The sequence below is a fragment of the Gemmatimonas sp. UBA7669 genome (assembly GCF_002483225.1).
In the GTDB taxonomy this organism is placed as follows: Bacteria; Gemmatimonadota; Gemmatimonadetes; order Gemmatimonadales; family Gemmatimonadaceae; genus Gemmatimonas.
In genome coordinates, this window is sequence record NZ_DLHL01000033.1 from 22241 (window position 1) to 42300 (window position 20060).

The window sequence follows — 20060 nt, forward strand, 5'->3', positions numbered from 1 at the left end:
CATGTCGGTACGCGGGTGCTGGCCCGTGTGGGCTGCGTTGCTGCTGGTGGCACTCTGCCCCACCGAGGCCTGGGCGTGGACGCCAGGCACGCACGTCTTTCTCGGTGATGCCGTGCTGTCCAATCTGACACTGCTGCCCGGTCATATCGCCGATCTGCTGCGCAGCTTTCCCGCTGACTTCCTCTACGGGTCGATTGCGGCAGATACGAGCATTGCCAAGAAGTATGCGGAGGTCGGCCGACATTGTCATGCCTGGCATGTGGGCCTCGAGATTCATGACGAAGCCGAGCCGCCAGCGCTCAAGGCGTTTGCGCTGGGTTACCTGTCGCATCTCGCCGCCGATGTGGTGGCGCACAATTTCTTTGTGCCGCGGCAACTGGCGGTCACCTCGAGCACGACGGCCCTTGGCCACAGCTACTGGGAAAGCCGCATCGACACGCACATTGGCGACCCCTGGCCGCGGCGGGCCCGGGAGCTGCTGTCTCTCGATCACTCCCGCGCCGACCAGCACCTCGATCGCATTCTGAGTCCCACGCTGTTCGGCACGCCCACCAACCGCCGCATCTTTCGCGGCATGGTGTACGTGACGGACACCGAATCGTGGCAGCGCATCTTCCAGCTCGTGTCCGAAAACAGTCGCTGGGATCTGAGCGACGCCGACGTGTCCCGATATCTGGCGCGCTCCTTCGATTACATCGTGGACCTGCTCTGCCACTGGGACCAGAGCGAGCCGTATCGCTACGATCCGTCAGGTGAGCTGCCGCTGCGAGAAGCCAAGAAGGTGCGACGGCTGGCGCGGCGACAGGGGGGTGACATGCGAGCGGCCCTCGAAGCCGATCGCATGTTCGGCATGCCGACCACGCCGCTGCGCCACGCGGCCGACCTGCCGTCCCCCCTCTTCATCCCGCGCGAGCTGCGAGCAGTTGGTTGACCTTCTTGGGGTCGGCCGCGCCCTTGGACTTCTTCATCACCAGCCCCACCAGCACGCCCTGCAGTTTGCGCTCGCCACTGACAAAGCGGGCGGCCTCGGCGGGGTTCTCGGCCAGCACCTCGTCAATCCAGGCCACAAGCGCGCTGTCGTCGCGCACCTGCAGCACCCCTTCACGCTCGGCCAGCACGCGTGGATCCTCGTCTTCGCGCTCGAGCAGAGCAAAGAGCTGACGCGCCGCGGTGTTGGACACGTCACCCGCCGCTTCGAGACGAATGAGCGCGCCCAGCCGCGCGAGTGACACGGGATGCGCCTCGAGCGCACAGCCGCTGGCGTTCACCGACGCCAGCACCGGCCCCAGCATCCAATTGGCTGCGCGGCGCGCATCGCCGCTTTCCTGCACCAGCACTTCGAAGCGGTCCGCCAACAGACGGGACGCCAGCAGCTGTTCAATGTCTGCCTCGGGCAGTGCATGCTCGCGCGCAAAGCGCGTGCGCCGCGCCTCGGGCAACTCCGGCAGCGCGTCACGCTGTGCCTGTCGCTCCGCCGCACGCACCACGAGCGGCGGCAAGTCCGGATCGGGGAAATAGCGATAGTCGTGACTGCCTTCCTTGCTGCGCGCCGGACGCACGACGTTGCGCTTGTCGTCGTACAGCATGGTCTGCTGCTCAATGCGTCCACCGGACGACAGCACCTGCACCTGGCGCGCAAACTCGATCTCCACCGCGCGCTCAATGGCCGAGAAGGAGTTGAGATTCTTGACCTCGGTCTTGGTGCCAAGCGCCGTTTCACCAACAGGACGCACGGAGATGTTCACATCCACGCGCAGTGAGCCCTCTTCCATGTTGGCGTCGGAGACATCGGCATACTCGAGAATCTGCCGCAGACGCCGTGCGTAAGCCGCGGCCTCAGCGGCGCTGCGGATATCCGGCTCTGAGACAATTTCGACGAGCGGCGTGCCCGCACGATTGAGATCAATGGCCGAGGCCTGCGGGAAACGGTCATGCACGGACTTGCCCGCGTCTTCTTCCATGTGCACGCGATGCACCCGAATGACACGCGGCGTACCATCGGCCTGCTTGCCAATGACCACCTGGCCGTTGGTGGCCAGCGGACGATCAAACTGCGAGATCTGGTAGCCCTTGGGGAGATCAGGGTAGAAGTAGTTCTTTCGCGCAAAGATGGACGTCTCGTGCACCGTGCACTCGAGAGCCAGCGACGCGCGCACGGCCAGGGCCACCGCGTGATCGTTGATGACCGGCAGCGCGCCCGGCAAACCCAGACACACCGGGCAGGTGTTGACGTTGGGGGCCTCACCAAACGACGTCGCACACCCGCAGAAGATCTTGCTGCGTGTGCGCAGCTGGCAGTGTACTTCGAGGCCGATGACCAGTTCCCAGTCGCGGCCAGCCGCTGATGCGAAAGTGGCGCTCATCGATGGGCCTCCGCGCCAAGCGACTGTTCAAGCGCGGCCGCCGCACGAATCATGACGGCCTCACCGAACGCCGGGGCGAGCAACTGCCCACCAACGGGCATGCCCCGCACACGCCCGATGGGCTGCGACATGGCGGGAATGCCCGCGAGATTGGCCGTCACCGTGTAGATGTCGCTCAGGTACATCGCGTAGGGATCGGACACTTCACCGAGACGGAAGGCGGGCGTAGGGGCCGTTGGCGTGAACAACAGGTCCACACCGCTGGCAAAGACCGCACGGAATTCGTCAGCGATCATGGCGCGCACAGCCTGCGCTCGCTTGTAGTACGCGTCGTAGTAGCCGGCACTGAGCACGTAGGTGCCCAGCAGAATGCGACGCTGGACCTCGGCGCCAAAGCCGTGCGAGCGCGTACGTTCGTACATCGGGCCCAAGTCGTCCGCCGCGGCGCGCTGCCCGAAGCGCACACCATCATAGCGGGCCAGATTGCTCGAGGCTTCAGCCGGCGCGATGATGTAATAGACCGGGATGGCGAGGTCGGTGCTGGGCAGTGAGACCTCGCGCACTTCGGCACCGAGACGGCGCAAGTGATCGAGTGCACGCCGGCAACTTGCCGCGATGTCCGCGTCGAGTGACGCGGGGAAATACTCACGCGGCACACCGACCACTAGTCCGGCAAGCGGCGACGAGCCGCCAACGGCATCGTCGGTGGGCACGAGCGGCGAGACTGGCACGTCGGCACTGGTGGCATCGAAGCGATCATGCCCCGCCATGATCTCGAGGCCGAGCGCCGCCTCCGCCACAGTCGTGCCGAACACCCCCACGTTGTCGAGCGACGACGCATAGGCCACGAGCCCATAGCGGCTCACGCGTCCGTAGGTGGGCTTGATCCCCACAATGCCACAGAATGCAGCGGGCTGGCGCACGGACCCACCGGTTTCCGAACCCAGCGCCACGCGCACCACGCCGGACGCCACGGCCGCCGCCGAGCCGCCGGAGCTGCCGCCCGGGACGCGTGAGGGGTCGAGCGGATTGCGCACGGGGCCGTAGGCGCTGTTCTCGTTGGACGAACCCATGGCAAATTCGTCCATGTTGGTTTTGCCAATGACCACAGCCCCTGCCTCGCGCAGGCGCCGCACCGCGGTGGCTTCGAAGGGACTGACGTACCCTTCGAGCGTGCGCGAGCCGCAGGTGGTGGGCAGTCCCAGTGTGGCGAGGTTGTCCTTGATGGCCACGGGCACACCGGCGAGCACGCCATCGGGCGCAATCGTGCGCGCCTCACGATCGATGGACAGAAACGCGTTGAGCCCCTCGGGACCTGCCTGCACGCGGTCGTAGGCGCCCCAGGCGGCGTCCACGCCGTGCGCCTTGAGTGCAGCCAGTGCGGTGTCCCGACTCATGCCTCGCGCTCCGCGGAGGCGCCAAGCGCCTCATGTGTGGCCAGGCGCGGCACAAGAAAGAACCCGTCGCGCATGGCTGGGGCAAAGGCTTCGCGTTCGCGCGCCAGCGAATCAGAGGGCTGTGCATCATCGCGGCGGGCCACGTCCACGCGCTGGGCCGCCTGCTGCCAATCGCCAACGGCGTCCGGCACCTGCACCTGCTGCAGCACGTCCATATGCTCGAGAATGCCGTTGAGCTGACTCACGAGCTGCGGCAACTCGGCCTCATCGAGTCCGAGCCGCGCCAGCCGCGCCACATGACGCACATCTTCGGGGGTAACCGACATCACTCCCACCCTCGTTCGAGTTTGGCCTGCGCGAGCACGAGCGTCTTGCGCCCGATCTCCTCGTCATCGAAATCGATGCGCACCTTGGTGTCGCGTCCGCTGCCCGTGATCTCGGCAATGGTGCCACTGCCGAACTTGGCATGCTTCACACGCTCGCCCGCACGCAACATCGGCTGGTCCTGCGACTCGTCTTCCGGCGCGTTGTCGACGGCGCGGCGATTGGGCGTGCTGAAGTTGGCCACCTTGGCCGAGCCGAAGCCTCCGCCCTGACTGGCCCCTCCACGTGTGCCATAACCCGATGATCCATAGCCCGAGGATCCGTAGCCCGACGAGCCAAATCCGGACGAGCCCGACCCACTCCGTTGCCCCGCGCCGCCGGTTGCGCCGAACCCGCTGCTGCGACTCGCGCCACCGTATGAACCGAAGCTGCTGCCCGCGCTGCGTCCCTCCGATCTCGCCCGCGCGGTGCGTCCGCGTTCTGCGAGCGAGGGCGTGATGACCTTGAGAAAGCGCGAGGGCATGGAGAACATGAGCTCGCCGTTCCGACGACGCTGTTCGGCGCAGGTGAGATAGAGCTTCTCCTCGGCACGCGTGATGCCCACGTAGAACAGCCGCCGTTCCTCCTCGAGCTGCGACGGGTCTTCGGCCGCGCGCGCGAGCGGAAAAAGTCCGTCTTCGAGCCCGCACACAAACACCACCGGGAACTCCAGCCCCTTGGCGTTGTGCATGGTCATGCATACCACGGCGTCGGCCGAGGGATCGAGCTTGTCCACACCGGCCACCAGCGTGGAGGACTGCAGGAAGTGATCGAGTGGGGTGAGCCCCACTTCCCCGCCCTCGTCGGCCACGACTTCGGCCGCGCCGGCGATGAGTTCGCGCACGTTGTCGATGCGCTCGATGCCTTCGGGGCCCTCGGCCTTCAGATGATCGGCGTACCGAATGGCCTGCACCAGATCCCGCAGCAACTCGTCCACCGCCGCATCGACGGCGGCGGTGCGCAGGCGCTGCACCAGCGTGGTGAATTCGCTCAGGGCCGTACGCGCGGCCGGCCGCAGCGTGGCCAGCACATCGGTGCGCGTGGCCATGTCGAGCAGGGGCCGCGCCTCGGCTGCTGCCCGGTCGGCCAGCAACGCGAGCGTGGCCTCACCCAGCCCACGCTTGGGCACATTGACGGCGCGGCGGAAGGCTTCGTCGTCGGCGGGGTTGGCCACCAGCTTGAGGTAGGCCATGAGATCACGGATTTCGCGGCGATCGTAGAAGCGCACCGCGCCCACCAGGCGATACGGAATGTTGCGCCGACGAAAGCTGTCTTCGACCGCGCGCGATTGCGCGTTGGTGCGGTAGAGGACGGCGCAGTCGCGATAGCCCAGATCGGAGCGGGCCCGCCGCGCCATGATGGTTTCGGCAATGAAGTCTGCCTCGTCCCGTTCATCGAGCGCCTCGATGAGCGTGACGGGTTCGCCGGCCGGCCGCGTGGCGCGCAGCGTCTTGCCGCGCCGTTCGGTGTTCTCGGCGATGACCACATTGGCCAGTGCCAGCACGTTGGGCGTGCTGCGGTAGTTCTCCTCGAGACGCACGATGCGCGCACCGGGAAAGTCGCGCTCGAAGTCGAGGATGTTGCGGATATCGGCGCCGCGCCAGCCATAGATGGACTGGTCGTCGTCACCCACCACCATCACGTTGCGATGTGCGCCGCCGATGAGTTGCACGAAGCGATACTGCGCCGCGTTGGTGTCCTGATACTCATCCACCAGCACATAGCGGAAACGCTGCTGGTAGTGCGTGCGCAGACGCTCGTCGGTTTCGAGTGCGCGCACGGGCAGGACCAGCAGATCGTCGAAGGTGACGGCGTTGGCCTGCTGCAGCGCCGTTTCGAGATCGGTGTACACACCGGCCACGGCGGTGCTGAAGGTGTCGCGGGCCGTGCGCGCGTACTCACTGGGGGAGACGAGCGCATTCTTGGCGCCCGAGATGGCACTCAGTATGGCCTTGGGCGCAAACTGCGTGGGACTCAGGCGCCGCTTCTCCATCACGCGCTTGACGGCCCCGATGGTGTCGTCTTCGTCGTAGATGGTGAAGTTCTGTTCGCGGCCCACCAGTGGGGCCACGCCACGCAGCATGCGCGCGCCAAGGGCGTGGAAGGTGCCACACCACATGCCCTTGGGCTCGTGGCCCAGATGCCTGGCGATGCGTTCGCGCATCTCGCCGGCGGCCTTGTTGGTGAACGTGACGGCGAGGATCTCATGCGGCGCCACGTTGCGCGCCCCGATGAGTCGCGCAATGCGGGTGGTGAGCACGCGCGTCTTGCCCGAGCCGGCACCGGCCAGCACGAGCGCGGGCCCGTCGTCGTGGAACACCGCTTCCCGCTGCCCCGGATTGAGGCCGCGTGTGATGTGGTCGAGGTCGAGAGCGGGTGCCGCTGGTGGCACCACGTCAAACAGGCTTCCGGTCCATCCCGTGGTCATCCACGCAAGATAATGTCGAAGGCGGCGCCGCGGTCGGTGTCGGCCAGCAGCAATTGCCCCCCATGGTGCTCTTCCACGATGCGCCGCGCCAAGGACAGCCCGATGCCCCAGCCGCGATCCTTGGTGCTGAAGCCCGCATCGAAGATTCGGCGCCGCAAGTGCCGAGGGACGCCCGGACCATCGTCCTGCACACGAATGCGGACGCCCTCGGGCTCGGCGCGTGCAGAGATGACCACCTCACCATTCTTGCCGCCCAGAGCGTCCATGGCGTTCTTCACCAGCACCTCAAGCACCCACTCGAGCAGCACGGTGTCACCCGGCACCGTCACCGCCTCCTCGGGATGCTCACTGCGGATGCGTACGGTGCGCGCGAGTGTCGGCGCACGCAGGGCGAAGTACTCGGCGATACGGTCGACCATGGCGTTGCAGTCCACCTCATCGCGCCGTGGCGGCCGCCCGATGCGCTCGAAGCGATGCGACACCCGCTCGAGACGCTGCACATCCTGCTGCATGGCTGCCACGGCCCTCGTAGGTGTGGCACCGGTGACCGAGTCTTCGAGCAGTTCCAGCCAGCCCGCCATGGCGGAGAGCGGCGTGCCCAACTGGTGCGCCGCCTCGCGGGCCATGCCGGCCCACACCTTTTCGCGCTCGGCGCGGCCGCGCTCCACCAGCGCGTAAATGCCAAAGCCCACCAGCAGCACGATACCCACGGCCTGCAGCGCGGGAATGGTGCGCAGGCCAGCCACGACCTGGCTGTCGCCCAGGTGCACAGCACCGATGGCCGGCTCCACGATGGCCGGATTGCGCTTGTCGAGCTGCGCCACGAAGGCCCGCATGGCGGCTGTATCGCGGGTGATGTCCTCGGGGACGTTGGCACTGGCCGTGACCCGGCCACTGGGGTCGGTCACCACAATGGGCAGGCCCGACTCACGAATGGCGCGCGAGAGGTCAAAGAGTGCCACGGTGGGATCGGCGGTAGCACTCGTGTCCTGCAGCGCCTCGTAGATGCGCGCATACATGCGCGCCTGCACCGCCGCCTCCCGGCGCAGGGATGTCACCACCTGCTGCGTGTAGAGCACGTACCACGCCAGCAAACCCAGCACCCCAATGACAATGGCAATCACCGGCCATCGACGGCGTCGCAGGCGACTCATGGGTGCCGGATTGGAGGGGGGAGTGCGAGGGCGGGCGCGGACGGGACGCTGCAGACGTTACAGCGTCGCCCGTCCGAAATACGGTTGCAATGCGGCCGGCAGGCGCACCGTGCCGTCGGGCTGCTGGTGATGCTCGATGATGCTGGCGATGATGCGCGAGAAGGCGAGCGCCGAGCCATTGAGCGTGTGCACGAAGCGCGGCTTCTCACCGGCTGCCGGACGATAGCGGATGTTGGCCCGCCGCGCCTGGAAGTCGGTGAACACGCTGCAGCTCGAGACTTCGAGCCACTTGCCCACCGCCGGCGCGAACACCTCAAGGTCGTACGTCATGGCACTCGAGAAGCCCGTGTCGCCCGCCGCGAGCAGCACGCGGCGATACGGCAACTCGAGACGCTCGAGCATCGTCTCCGCTTCGCGCGTGAGGCGCTCGAGTTCGTCGCGCGACGTTTCGGGCGTCGCGTAGCGCACCAGCTCCACCTTGTCGAACTGGTGAACCCGCAGGAGACCGCGCGTGTCCTTGCCGGCCGACCCCGCCTCGCGGCGGAAGCAGGGGCTGTACGCGCAGAGGCCACGCGGCAAATCCGCCGCCTCGAGGATTTCGTCGCGATACAGGTTGGTCACGGGCACTTCGGCCGTCGGGATGAGGAACATGCCCTCCTCGTTGAGGGCGTACATGTCGTCCTCGAACTTGGGCAACTGGCCCGTACCTGTCATGGTCGCGCGATTGACGACCACCGGCACCCACACTTCCTCGTAGCCATGCTCACCGGTGTGCACGTCGAGCATCATGTTCATGAGCGCGCGCACGAGCTTGGCACCGGCGCCGCGATAGACGATGAAGCCCGAGCCCGCCACCTTGGCGCCGCGTGGCAAATCGATGATGCCCAGTTCAGCGCCCTTGTCCCAATGCGGCACCAGCGAGGCCCCGTCTTCACGCGGTGTGCCCCAGCTCGACACCACCCGATTGTTGGACTCGTCGCCCTCCGGCACCTCGGGGAGCGTGATGTTGGGCAACTCGTACAGCAGCTGCTGCACGGCCTCTTCGGCCGCCGTGCGCCGCGCCTCGAGCGCCGCAATGGACTCGCCCACGGCACGACCAGCCGCAATGAGCTCGCTGGCGTCTTCACCGGCCTTGCGGCGCTGCGCGACCTCCTGCGTGATGCGATTGCGCTGGGCCTGCTGCGCTTCCACTTCGGTAATCGCGGCCCGGCGCTCCTTCTCGAGCGCGTCCGCCCGATCGAGCACGGGCGCGAGCTCCTCGAGCCTCCCGCGGCGGCGCATGCCTTCGCGCAGATGATCAAGCTGATCGCGCAGCAGTCGAATGTCGTGCATGATGAGCGGGGTTACGCGGTCGAAGTATGGACCAGTGTGACGGGGTGTCGCGATCAGTTCCGGGGCAGGCCTTCGGTCAACGCCCGATAGCCGCAATTGCGATTGGTGAGCGAACGCACGACGAGGCGGCGTTCAGCGACGATGATGCTGTCCACCACGAGCTTGGCGTAGAGCGGATCACCGAGGAAGCAACCGCCGCCCTGCACCTGCACGAGCACCGTCTCGCCGACTCCCACCACGAGGGAGGTGTCGGGACGGAACCCGGTCGTGGGCGCACGCTCCATGGCCGTGAAGGACGCGTCGCTCGTGCGCAGGCCCAGCGAGGGCGCGCCGGCAGGCGGCAACGGCACCACGACCCGCACTGGCACGAGGGATACGCGGTTGTTCGCCGTGAGGTCGAAGGCCATGTCAAAGTTCACGGCGCCGTTGGACAGGATCTGCGGGCGCTCGAGTGACTCGGTCGTGAAGCGGTAGGCCGCCGGCAAGGCCGGCGACGTGCCCGACATGGCGTACACGGAGTACGTGCGGATGACGTTTTCCGTGGTGGCCGGCGAGAGCAGGTTGTTGTCGCCACCGCAGGCGCCAAGCGCGCTCACTGTGACACAGGCCACCAGAAATGACAGGGCGCGCCGAGCGAGGCGGGGCGCGCCGAAGGCGAAACTGGACAACTGGATCCCCATGGGAATTCTCGAGAGTGAACCGACTGGTTCAGCGATGTGGACGATACCCCCCAACTCCTGTCGGGGCAAGCGCTTCGGCCGTTTGAATGGTCGCTTGACTTCATCTGCCGCGTGCGGCAGCGTTCCGCCATGCCCACCATTCGCGATCTTGTCACCGCCCTGCGTCGCCGCGACGGGGTGGACGCTGCCATCGTGCTGGGTCGCGATGGCCTGTTGATCGACGGGGCCAGCTCGGCCCCGCTCGATCCCGAGGGCCTCGCGGTCCATGTGCCGCCCCTGGTGCACGCCGCGCAAGAGCTGGGCGTGTTTGCGCAGCGTGGCACGTTGGGACTGACCGTCCTGGAATACGACCGCGGCCCGGTGGTCGTGGCGCCCCTGTCCAGCGACGCCTACCTGCTCGTGGCCCTGCAACCCTCCGCCAATCTGGCTGCCCTGCTCTTCGAGTTGCGTCGCCATCGTTCGCAGATTTCCGCCCTCGTCTGACGGCGATGGCCACCATCCTCGTGGTGGAGGACGAGCCGCACATCGGCCGCATCATTCGAACCCGCCTCGAGCAGGAGGGTTTCCACGTCGAGGTAGCGGAGACCGGGGTTGAAGCGCTGGATCGTCTGGCCCTGATGCCCGAGACGGCCTTGATCGTCCTCGATCTGATGCTGCCGGTGCTTTCGGGTGTGCAGGTGCTGCATGCCGTGCGCCACGATCCCCGGCTGCATCGCCTACCCTGCATCGTGCTCACGGCCGCCGGACAGGACGAGCAGCTGCGTGAGGTCGAAGCACTGGGCGTGTTCGACATCATGACCAAGCCGTTCAGTCCCCGCCGTCTGGCCGCCCGTGTTCAGGAGTGCCTCGCCCAGGCCATTCCCGCCCCTTCTCTCTCCGAATGACAAACGTGACGCGTTGGAACGTGGTGCTGGCCGGTGGTATCGGCTCGCGCTTCTGGCCGCTCTCCACTCCCGAGCGACCCAAGCAGCTGCTGCCGCTGGTCACCGATCAGCCCATGCTGCGCGATACACTCGACCGCCTGCGCGACTCGGCCCCCCCGGAGCGCACGCTGGTGCTCACCAATGCCTCGCTGCGTGATGCGGTACTGGCCATGGAGCCGTCGCTGCCGCCGGAGAATGTGATTGCCGAGCCACGCCCGGCGGGTACCTGTGCGGCATTGGCCTGGGCCGCGCGTTGCATTGCGGCGCGCAGCGGTCCCGAGGCCGTCATGGTTTGCACGCATGCCGACTGGTCCATTGGCGATGTGGCGGCGTTCAGCGCTACACTCGATCGTGCGGCACAGTTGGCCGCGAGCCGCCAAGCGCTGGTGACGGTGGGCATTGTCCCCTCGCGTCCCGATCCGGGGTTTGGCTACATCCAGCCCGGTGACGACGTGGGCGATGGTGCGCGGCGCGTGGCGCGCTTTGCCGAGAAGCCCGATCGGGCCACGGCCGAACGCATGCTGGCAGCAGGCTATCTGTGGAACTCGGGCATCTTTGCATGGCGTGTGGGCGATTTGCTCGAGGAGATTCGTGCGCTCACCCCCGAAGTGCAGCCGGCACTCGAAGCGGCCGGTGACGATCTCGCGACGTTCTTTGCGCAGGTGCAGTCCATCGCCATTGATGTTGGTGTACTGGAGCGCAGCCAGCGCGTGCTGGTGTTGCCCGGGCAGTTCGGCTGGGACGACGTGGGCACCTGGGCCGCACTGCATCGTGTGCGTCGCAAGGATGCCAACGACAACGCCCTGCACGGCGCGGTGTTTGCGCTCAAGGCGGCGGGCAATGTGGTGCACGCCGAGGACACACAGGTCGTGCTCTACGGGGTGCAGGATCTGGTGGTGGTGGCGCGCCACGGCCTCACCATGGTGACGACGCGCGAGCAGGCGGCCGATCTCAAGACGCTGCTGGACGCGCTGCCCTCCGACGTGCGTGGCGCCTGACATGAGCGCGCTCCTGCTTGTTGACGACGAGGTGGCGCGCGGGTTCGAGCCCTTTGCCACGTCGCGTCCAGGCGGTGAGCTGCGCGTAGGGGCGTTGTTGCTGCGCGAGCGCTGGACGACAGTATTCGGGGTGAACGCCGAGTCCGTGGCGTTTGTGAGCGCGGCACATTTGCAGGGGTTTGCCGAGTTCGATGCGGCGCCGTGCTGCCCGGATGTGTCGGCGTGGCTTCGGGAGACCGGCACCGACGACGTGTGGGTGGTGAACACGCGAGCCGTTCCCATGCTGGATGTCGCGCTGCCTGGAACGGCGACGACGCTGCACATTGGAGGTCGCGTCGCGGCCATTCGCCTGTCGGCGTCGGAAGCGGCCGGGCACGAGCTCGCACTGCGCGCGGGCACGTGGCCGTTTGCGGAACGCCCTGCAACTCAGGCGCACGACATCGATGGCGTGTGGCTCGACGCCGTATGGGACATTGTGCGCCATGTGGTGGCCCTCCTGCAACGGGACATCCCGCATCTCGCCGCGCGGGCTGAGGCCACGCGCCTCGAACCGTCACACGCGAGCATCGTGGTGAGCGGTCCGCATGCGGTGTGGGTGGAAGACGAGGTCGTGGTGGAGCCCATGGCCTACTTCGATACGTCGTCGGGGCCCGTGCTGCTTCGGCGCGGCACGCGCGTGCAGGCATTCACGCGCATGGTGGGGCCGTGTTACGTGGGTGAACATTGCACGCTGTCCACCGATCGCATTGCGGCGAGCGCCATTGGCGAGCATTGCCGCGTGCATGGTGAACTGTCCACGTCGGTGCTGATTGGGCACAGCAACAAGAGCCACGATGGCTTTGTGGGCCACTCGGTGCTGGGGCGTTGGGTGAATCTCGGTGCGGGCACCATCACCAGCAATCTCAAGAACACCTACGGCCCAGTGGCACTCTGGACGCCGTCCGGTGCGCGTGATACGGGCCTGCAGTTTCTCGGCACCTGTTTCGGGGATCACGCCAAAACGGGCATTGGTTTGTGCCTGACAACGGGCTGCGTGATTGGTACGGGTGCCAACGTGTTCGAACACATGCCGCCCAAGGCCGTGGCCCCCTTTGCCTGGGGCAGCACGCCGCCCTACGCCACGCATGCCGTGGACAAGTTCCTCGATACGGCCGCGCGCATGATGGCGCGGCGTGAGGTGGTATTGAGTGCGGCGCAGCGCGCGTGGTGGGCGACGGTGCATGCCTATGCGGCGGCCGATGCGCGCTGGCCGCGGGGCTGATGTGGACGTGCGGTGTGCGTGGGCGATACGTGAGATGCGTGAGATGCGTTCTTGAGCGCCAGCCATAGCAGCAACCGTTCCCCATTGCAGGTGACGGTGTTGGGCTCGGGCAGTCGGGGCAATGCGCTGCTGGTGGACGGCAGCGCGGGCACGGTGCTCATCGACGCCGGCTATGGTCCGCGGGCGCTGCAGCAGCGGCTAAGCGCCGTGGGCCGGCGGCACGACGAGATACAGGGCCTGCTGCTCACGCATGAGCATGTCGATCATGCCAGTGGCGCGCCGGCGGTGAGCGCCAAGTGGGGCGTCACGGTACATGCGACGCCGCGCACACTCGCCGCGCTCGATACGCTGCCAGACGGACCACCGGTGCATCGGGCCGCGCTGGCCGAGCAGGGCGCGAGTGTGGTGGCCGGATTTCACATCACGCATTGCGCGGTGCCGCATGATGCCGCGGATTGCCGCGCGCTGCGGCTGACCGATGTGGCAAGCGGCGCAAGCATGGCCGTGGTGCTGGACTGCGGCGCACTGACTTCGTCGCTGGTGAGTTTTTTGTCGGCGGCCGACCTGCTGGTGGTGGAAGCCAATCATGACCGCGAGATGCTGGCAAACGGGCCGTATCCGCGGGTACTCAAGCAGCGCATTCGCGGCGGACGCGGACATTTGTCGAATGCCGAGACGGCGGAGTTGCTGGCCGCGTGTGCACACAAAGGGCTGCAGGGAGTCCTTCTGGCCCATCTGAGCGAGACGAACAATACGCCGACCCATGCGGTGCGCGAGGTGAGGGCGGCGCTGCGGAAGGCGGGCTGGGTGAAGGATTCAATGTGGGCGTGCGCGCAGCGTGAGGTGATGCCGGCGGTTGGGGTGCGGGGGATGGGAGGCGGGCAGTTGTCGTTGTTCTGACTGGCGATGTGCGGGCAGCGAGCTGCAGTTGGGGCTTGCGCCATCCACTGCAGTGTGCCGTGCGCCGTGGGTTATGGGTGCGCGTGGTGTAGCGGCGGTATCGCGTTGTCCGATAGTGCTGGATGGAGTGATGCGGCGGCATGCACCACGCACACCCACCACGCACGTCGCAAGTCTCAGCACTGTGGATCGGGTTGTGAGTGCTGAGTGTCGAGTTGTGAGATCGACCTCCTCTGAAAGGAAAACGGGCGCTCCATCGGAGCGCCCGTCCACCTTCCAACTCACACCTGACGACTCAGAACTCCGAGCCGCCGTTTAGTACATGCCGCCCATGCCCGGGCCGCCAGCCGGCGCGGCCGGCTTGTCTTCCTTCTTCTCGACGATGACCGCTTCGGTCGTCAGCAGCAGACCGGCGATCGAGGCCGAGTTCTGGAGGGCCGTACGCGTGACCTTGGTCGGGTCGATGACACCGGCCTGCACGAGGTCTTCGTACGTGTCGGTGAGGGCGTTGTAGCCGAAGCTCGTCTCCTTGGCCGTGCGGATCTTCTCGATCACGATCGAGCCTTCACCACCGGCGTTCTGGACGATCATGCGGAGCGGCTCTTCGATGGCGCGACGGATGATGTCGACACCGATCTGCTCGTCACGGTCGGCCAGCTTGATGTCCTTGAGCACGTGCTGCGAGCGCACCAGCGCCACACCACCGCCCGGGACGATGCCTTCCTCGACGGCCGCACGCGTGGCGTGCAGGGCGTCTTCGACGCGCGCCTTCTTCTCCTTCATCTCGGCTTCGGTCGCGGCGCCGACGTTGATGACGGCCACGCCACCGGCGAGCTTCGCGAGACGCTCCTGGAGCTTCTCCCGATCGTAGTCCGACGTGCTCTTGTCGATGGCAGCGCGGATTTCCTTCACGCGGCCTTCGATGTCCTTCTGCTCACCGGCGCCGTCGATGATCGTCGTGTTGTCCTTGTCGATCACGATGCGCTTGGCCGAGCCGAGGTCCGTGAGGACCGCGTTCTCGAGCTTGAAGCCGACTTCGTCAGAGATGACCTGACCCTTGGTCAGCGTGGCGATGTCCTGCAGCATGGCCTTGCGGCGGTCACCGAAGCCCGGGGCCTTCACGGCGCAGATGCGCAGCGTGCCACGCAGCTTGTTGACGACGAGCGTGGCGAGCGCCTCGCCCTCGACGTCTTCGGCGATGATGAGCAGGGGCTTGCCGAGCTGCGCCACCTTCTCGAGGACCGGAAGCAGGTCCTTCATGGCCGAGATCTTCTTGTCGTGAATCAGGATGAGGGCGTTCTCGAGAACGGCCTCCATCTTCTCCGGATCCGTGACGAAGTACGGCGAGAGGTAGCCGCGGTCGAACTGCATGCCGTCGACCGTCTCGAGCGTCGTCTCGAGGCCCTTGGCCTCTTCCACGGTGATCACGCCGTCCTTGCCGACCTTCTCCATCGCTTCCGCGATGAGGTTGCCGATCTCGGGATCGTTGTTGGCCGAGATCGTGCCGACCTGCGCGATTTCCTTCTTGCCGCTGGTGGGCACGGAGATCTTGCGCAGCTCTTCGACGATGGCGGCCACGGCCTTCTCGATGCCGCGCTTGAGCGCCATCGGGTTGGAGCCGGCCGTCACGTTCTTGAGGCCTTCACGGAAGATGGCCTGGGCGAGCACGGTCGCGGTGGTGGTGCCGTCGCCGGCGAGATCGGAGGTCTTGGTCGCGACCTCCTTCACCATCTGCGCGCCCATGTTCTCGATGGGGTCCGCGAGCTCGATCTCCTTGGCGACGGTGACGCCGTCCTTGGTGACCGTGGGGGCGCCGAACTTCTTGTCGATGACGACGTTGCGACCCTTGGGGCCGAGCGTGACCTTCACCGCTTCGGCGAGCTGGTCGACGCCGCGCTTCAGAGCCGCGCGCGCGTCAACGTTGAAATGCAGTTCCTTGGCTGCCATGGTAGCTGAATTCGGTTAGGGGGCGGTTCAGTTGAGCACGGCGAGGATATCGGACTCGCGCAGAATGAGGAGCGCCTCACCCTCGATCGTCACCTCGGTGCCGCTGTACTTCCCGTAGAGCACCTTGTCGCCGACCTTCACGTCCATCGGCACACGGGCTTCCTTCTCGAAACGACCCGGGCCCACGGCGACGATGGTGCCCTGCTGGGGCTTTTCCTTCGCGGTGTCGGGGATGTACAGCCCACCGCGCATCTGCTCCGCCTCTTCGGACGGCTTCACGACGACGCGATCAGCCAGAGGCGCGACCTTCTGGTTGGCCATGAGTGCTTGTCTCCTGCGATGTGTCAGGGGATCAGTCTGGAATATCGGACTGGTATTAGCACTCGCATGGGTTGAGTGCTAACACGCGAAACCTACCCACGCCATGGAGGGGCGTCAAGGCCCGCCGAAGCTCACAGGAAATGCACAAGTCGTTTATTTACAATAGTTTACACTTCTGCCAACACGACAGCGCCCCTGCAGAACTTGCAGACGACACCACGCTTCGCCTGTCAGCCTGGCAGGGTTTCCGGGGACTCGACCTCTTCCAACGACCCACTGTGCAGGCTCCGCGCCACGCCGTCAGGCCCCCGAATGACCACCCCGCCATCGGCTGTGATGCCCTCCACCACGCCCGGCGATGGCGAGCGCACCAACCGCCCCACCATGCGGTCACGAGCCGCCCACGCCGCACACTCCGCGTCGCCCAACGGCCCTGTGCACGCTGCGGCTCGGCGCAGCGCCGGCACCACGGCGATGAGCAGCGCATCGCGGCTCACATCACCGCGGAGCTGCGACGCACGAAACGCACCTGGGGATTGCACGACCGGCGCTGTCTGGCGATTGATGCCCACGCCAATGGCCACCCACTCCGGCATGCCGTCGCGCCACCGTGCCTCGATCAGAATGCCCCCCAGCTTGCCACTGGCCAGCCAGAGATCATTGGGCCACTTGAGTTGCACCGGCCCCTCACGGCGCACATCAACCAGCGCATCGAGCGCAGTGGCGAGATGCAGTCCGACACGCAACGCCAGCACATCGAGTGCGCGCGCATCACGTGGCCGCTCGATGAGCGTGCACCAGAGCCCCGCGTCCGGCGCCGACCGCCAGGCCTTGCCGCTGCGCCCCCGGCCCTGCTCCTGCGATGACGCCAGTACCAGAGTACCCGACGGCGCGCCGTCAGCCGCGATGGCATGCGCGACGTCCATGGTGGATGTCACGCGCACATGATAGTCCAGCCGTGCGAGACCAAGTGCGGCAATCACCTCGGCGGACGGTGCCCCCGAGGGCGCAGCCGACGGCGCGACGTCGCGACGGTGTTCCTCAGGCACCACGCGTCGCCAGCGTATAGAACACCACCGCCGCGAGGGCCACGCGATACCACGCAAACACGCCGAAGCTGTGCTTGCTCACGTAGCGCAGCAGCACCGTGATGGCGAGCCAACTGCTCACGGCCGCCGCTGCCACGCCGGCCAACAGCGGCGCGCTCAGACCCTCGCTGCGCAGCGCTTCCGGTGCTTCGAAGATCACCGCCGCCAGCGTGATGGGCATGCTCATGAGAAAACTGAAGCGCGCCGCACTGGGCCGGTCGAGGCCGAGGAATCGCCCAGCGGTAATGGTGGAACCGCTGCGCGAGACACCTGGCACGAGCGCGAGCACCTGTGCGAATCCCACCACAAGGGCATCGCGCATGGTGATTTCATCCAGCATGCGGGCGCGCACCGCCCAACGATCCACCGCCCAGAGCAGCACGCCCAGCACCACGAGCGTCGTGCCTATGATGTACGGCGAGCGGAAGGTGGTCTTGGCCAGATCATTGAGCACGAGGCCACCCACACCGGCCGGTATGGTGGCCACAATGAGATAGATCAGCCGACGATCGTGCGTCGTGACCACACGTCGTGTGCGCAAGAGACGCAGGGCGGAGTAGGTCATCTCCACCCATTCGCTGCGGAAGTACCAGCCCAGCGCGAGCAGCGTGCCAAAATGCAGGGCCACGTCAAAGGACAGTCCCGGGTCCTGCCAGCCCAGCAGGTAGGGCGTGAGGGCAAGGTGGGCGGAGCTGGAAACCGGCAGCAGTTCGGTGAGGCCCTGCACGAGCCCCAGCACAATAGCTTGAAACAGGGTCACGGGGCCGCGATGGAAGGCAAATGCGAAGGCAGGATGGCCGGCACGAACGGAGGTGTGCGCAACGGACTGGTGTCGGCGGTGGCGAGGGTGCGCTCGTAGAGATCCTCGTACTGCGCCACGATGGCCTGCTCACTGAATCGTGTGCGCGCATCTTCGGCGGCGGCGGTACTCACGCGCTGCCACGCACTGGCGTCACTCAAGAGGGCGATGGCCGACGCTGCTGCGCCCTCTACATCACCCACCGCATGCAAGAAGCCGGTGACGCCGTGCTGCACCACTTCGGGCAAACCGCCGGCATCGTAGCCAATGACCGGCACGCCGCTGGCCATGGCCTCGAGTGCCGAGAGTCCGAAGGACTCCTTGTCGGACATGAGCAGGAAGCAATCCGCACCAGCGAGCAGCGGCGCGATGGCGTCGATCTTGCCCAGAAACATCACGTTGTCGGCCACGCCGCGCTGCCGCGCCTCGTCCTCCGCCTCCACGCGCTCCGGTCCATCGCCCACCATGACCAGCACCGACGGCACTTGCTCCTGCACACGCGCGAACGTGGCCACCACATCGCGCACGCGCTTGACCGGACGGAAGTTGGAGATGTGCATGAGCACCTTCCGTCCGCGGATGACATCGGCGGGAATGGGGAAGGTGTGACGCGTGCGGTCGTAGAGGGTGGGGTCGACGAAGTTGGGAATGACTTCCACGTTGCAGCCCACGCAGCCGAAGGCCCGATAGGTCTCGTCGCGCAGATACTGCGACACGGCCGTGACGGCGTGGGACTTCTCGATGGAGAACTTGGTGATGGTGTGGAAGGAACGCTCCTGCCCCACGATGGTGATGTCGGTCCCGTGCAGCGTGGTCACCACCTTGACGTCACGGCCCTCTTCGCGCAGCATCGCACGCGCAATCCAGGCACTGGTGGCGTGCGGGATGGCGTAGTGACAGTGCAGAATGTCGAGCTGGTGATCACGCACCACCTCGTGCATGCGCACCGCAAGCGCGAGATCGTAGGGCGGATACTCGAACAACGGATAGCGCCCAACGTCCACTTCGTGAAACCACACCCGTGGCAGGAAACTTGGCAAACGGAACGGCTGCCGATAGGTGATGAAGTGCACCTCGTGACCACGCGCCGCCAGCGCGATGCCCAACTCGGTGGCGAGGGCGCCCGATCCACCGTAGGTGGGATAGCAGGTGATGCCGATTCTCATGCGGCCGAAACTCCTTCGGAGGGTACCGACTGCCACCAGCGCGTGGCCTGCTGCATGGCGTCCGGTTCGAGCGGGTTGAGCAGCGTCACCTGCGCGACCGGCAACTGGTGGCGAAACCAGGTGCGCTGGCGTTTGGCGTACTGCCGCGTTTCAATGACCACACGCTCAACGGCCGCTGCACGCGACAGGCGACCTTCCATCGCGTCACGCAGCACGGCATAGCCGCTGGCCTTCCAGGCGGGCGCATCCTGCGCGGTGGTGGTCATCAGTCGCGAGATCTCCTCTTCCCAGCCAGCCTGCAGCATGTCGTGCACGCGCCGTTCGATGCGCGTGGCAAGCACCGGGCCGGGGTCCACCACAAGATAGCGGACCTGGTACGAAGACGTTCGCGACGAGTCGCCGGCGGGGGGCCGCAGACTGTCGCTGAGCCGGCGTCCACTCAGCAGCGCGGTCTCGATGGCGCGCAGTCGCTGCGTCCGGCCCAGGTGGGCACGAGGCGGATCGAGCCGAGCGCACCAACGTTCCAGTTCCGGCATGGACAGCGTGTCGAGAAAGGTGGCGAGGGCCGCACGCTGGCCGGCGTCGAGCTCGGGCACCGCATCGAGCGGCTCCACAAGGGCGCGTACATAGAGACCCGTGCCCCCGACCACCACCGGGGCGCGACCGTTGGCGTCTGCCTGCTGTATCCATGTCCTGGCGCTCTCAGCCCAGCGATGCGCCGAGTAGCGCTCACACGGGTCGGCCACATCGATGCCATAGTGCGGCACCAGCGTACGCTCGGCCAAGGAGGGCTTGGCCGTGCCCACGTCGAAGCCACGATACACCTGGCGGGAATCGGCCGACACGATGGACAGCCCGCATTGTTGTGCGAGGTGCATGGCCACTGCGCTCTTGCCCGCCGCGGTGGGTCCAACGATGCAGGACAGCATCATGCGTGTGC

Annotated in this window: 19 protein-coding genes; 6 read left to right on the forward strand and 13 right to left on the reverse strand. The window is 66.5% G+C overall.

The window, feature by feature from the left end; genetic code table 11:
• Window position 1: 1 nt before the first annotated feature.
• Window positions 2–931 (forward strand): zinc dependent phospholipase C family protein, encoded by a 930-nt coding sequence (locus tag B2747_RS09590; RefSeq protein WP_291159713.1) that lies wholly within the window; start codon window positions 2–4, stop codon window positions 929–931.
• On the opposite strand, the gene gatB is transcribed toward B2747_RS09590, so the two are convergent.
• From gatB to B2747_RS09625, 7 genes are read right to left on the reverse strand one after another with little or no spacing between them, the layout of a single operon-like run.
• Window positions 900–2363 carry an Asp-tRNA(Asn)/Glu-tRNA(Gln) amidotransferase subunit GatB gene (gene gatB / locus B2747_RS09595; RefSeq protein ID WP_291159716.1) on the reverse strand — a complete coding sequence of 488 codons (1464 nt, stop codon included), beginning with the start codon at window positions 2361–2363 and terminating at the stop codon, window positions 900–902. The two genes, B2747_RS09590 and gatB, sit on opposite strands and share 32 nt — an antisense overlap.
• On the reverse strand, window positions 2360–3760 hold the full coding sequence (gene gatA / locus B2747_RS09600; protein ID WP_291159717.1) for an Asp-tRNA(Asn)/Glu-tRNA(Gln) amidotransferase subunit GatA: 1401 nt from the start codon (window positions 3758–3760) through the stop codon (window positions 2360–2362). Before gatA ends, gatB begins: the two co-directional genes overlap by 4 nt.
• Window positions 3757–4086, reverse strand: coding sequence for an Asp-tRNA(Asn)/Glu-tRNA(Gln) amidotransferase subunit GatC (gene gatC / locus B2747_RS09605; protein WP_291159719.1), 330 nt, complete (start codon window positions 4084–4086; stop codon window positions 3757–3759). Before gatC ends, gatA begins: the two co-directional genes overlap by 4 nt.
• Complete coding sequence (locus B2747_RS09610) at window positions 4086–6551, reverse strand: ATP-dependent helicase (protein WP_291159721.1); 2466 nt, start codon at window positions 6549–6551, stop codon at window positions 4086–4088. The genes gatC and B2747_RS09610 overlap by 1 nt, the downstream gene beginning before the upstream one ends.
• Window positions 6548–7705, reverse strand: coding sequence for a sensor histidine kinase (locus B2747_RS09615; RefSeq protein ID WP_291159723.1), 1158 nt, complete (start codon window positions 7703–7705; stop codon window positions 6548–6550). Before B2747_RS09615 ends, B2747_RS09610 begins: the two co-directional genes overlap by 4 nt.
• A 57-nt stretch (window positions 7706–7762) precedes the next feature.
• Entirely contained in the window at window positions 7763–9037 is a 1275-nt protein-coding gene (gene serS, locus B2747_RS09620) for a serine--tRNA ligase (RefSeq protein ID WP_291159725.1), read from the reverse strand.
• A gap of 53 nt (window positions 9038–9090) precedes the next feature.
• Window positions 9091–9705 (reverse strand): hypothetical protein, encoded by a 615-nt coding sequence (locus tag B2747_RS09625; protein WP_291159727.1) that lies wholly within the window; start codon window positions 9703–9705, stop codon window positions 9091–9093.
• Between the two features lie 141 nt (window positions 9706–9846).
• Between B2747_RS09625 and B2747_RS09630 the strand changes: the two genes are divergently transcribed.
• From B2747_RS09630 to B2747_RS09650, 5 genes are read left to right on the forward strand one after another with little or no spacing between them, the layout of a single operon-like run.
• Complete coding sequence (locus B2747_RS09630; protein ID WP_291159729.1) at window positions 9847–10200, forward strand: roadblock/LC7 domain-containing protein; 354 nt, start codon at window positions 9847–9849, stop codon at window positions 10198–10200.
• 5 nt (window positions 10201–10205) lie between these two features.
• On the forward strand, window positions 10206–10601 hold the full coding sequence (locus B2747_RS09635) for a response regulator transcription factor (protein ID WP_291159731.1): 396 nt from the start codon (window positions 10206–10208) through the stop codon (window positions 10599–10601).
• Window positions 10598–11638 (forward strand): mannose-1-phosphate guanylyltransferase, encoded by a 1041-nt coding sequence (locus tag B2747_RS09640; RefSeq protein WP_291159733.1) that lies wholly within the window; start codon window positions 10598–10600, stop codon window positions 11636–11638. The genes B2747_RS09635 and B2747_RS09640 overlap by 4 nt, the downstream gene beginning before the upstream one ends.
• Before the next feature lies 1 nt (window position 11639).
• Window positions 11640–12899 (forward strand): putative sugar nucleotidyl transferase, encoded by a 1260-nt coding sequence (locus B2747_RS09645; protein ID WP_291159736.1) that lies wholly within the window; start codon window positions 11640–11642, stop codon window positions 12897–12899.
• A 51-nt stretch (window positions 12900–12950) separates the two neighbouring features.
• On the forward strand, window positions 12951–13799 hold the full coding sequence (locus tag B2747_RS09650; protein ID WP_291159739.1) for an MBL fold metallo-hydrolase: 849 nt from the start codon (window positions 12951–12953) through the stop codon (window positions 13797–13799).
• 315 nt (window positions 13800–14114) lie between these two features.
• Here the strand turns inward: B2747_RS09650 and groL are convergent, their stop codons facing one another.
• The 6 genes from groL to miaA all read right to left on the reverse strand — a co-directional run bounded on the left by groL (window position 14115) and on the right by miaA (window position 20052).
• Entirely contained in the window at window positions 14115–15746 is a 1632-nt protein-coding gene (groL, locus tag B2747_RS09655) for a chaperonin GroEL (RefSeq protein WP_291159742.1), read from the reverse strand.
• Window positions 15747–15773: 27 nt separating this feature from the next.
• Complete coding sequence (locus B2747_RS09660) at window positions 15774–16067, reverse strand: co-chaperone GroES (RefSeq protein WP_291159745.1); 294 nt, start codon at window positions 16065–16067, stop codon at window positions 15774–15776.
• Between the two features lie 230 nt (window positions 16068–16297).
• Complete coding sequence (locus B2747_RS09665) at window positions 16298–17116, reverse strand: biotin--[acetyl-CoA-carboxylase] ligase (RefSeq protein WP_291159749.1); 819 nt, start codon at window positions 17114–17116, stop codon at window positions 16298–16300.
• Complete coding sequence (uppP, locus tag B2747_RS09670) at window positions 17109–17915, reverse strand: undecaprenyl-diphosphatase UppP (protein ID WP_291159752.1); 807 nt, start codon at window positions 17913–17915, stop codon at window positions 17109–17111. Before uppP ends, B2747_RS09665 begins: the two co-directional genes overlap by 8 nt.
• Complete coding sequence (gene bshA, locus B2747_RS09675) at window positions 17912–19120, reverse strand: N-acetyl-alpha-D-glucosaminyl L-malate synthase BshA (protein WP_291159754.1); 1209 nt, start codon at window positions 19118–19120, stop codon at window positions 17912–17914. The genes uppP and bshA overlap by 4 nt, the downstream gene beginning before the upstream one ends.
• The gene (gene miaA / locus B2747_RS09680) at window positions 19117–20052 is read right to left on the reverse strand and encodes a tRNA (adenosine(37)-N6)-dimethylallyltransferase MiaA (RefSeq protein WP_291159757.1); all 936 of its coding nucleotides are present in this window, start codon (window positions 20050–20052) and stop codon (window positions 19117–19119) included. The genes bshA and miaA overlap by 4 nt, the downstream gene beginning before the upstream one ends.
• Between the last annotated feature and the right edge of the window lie 8 nt (window positions 20053–20060).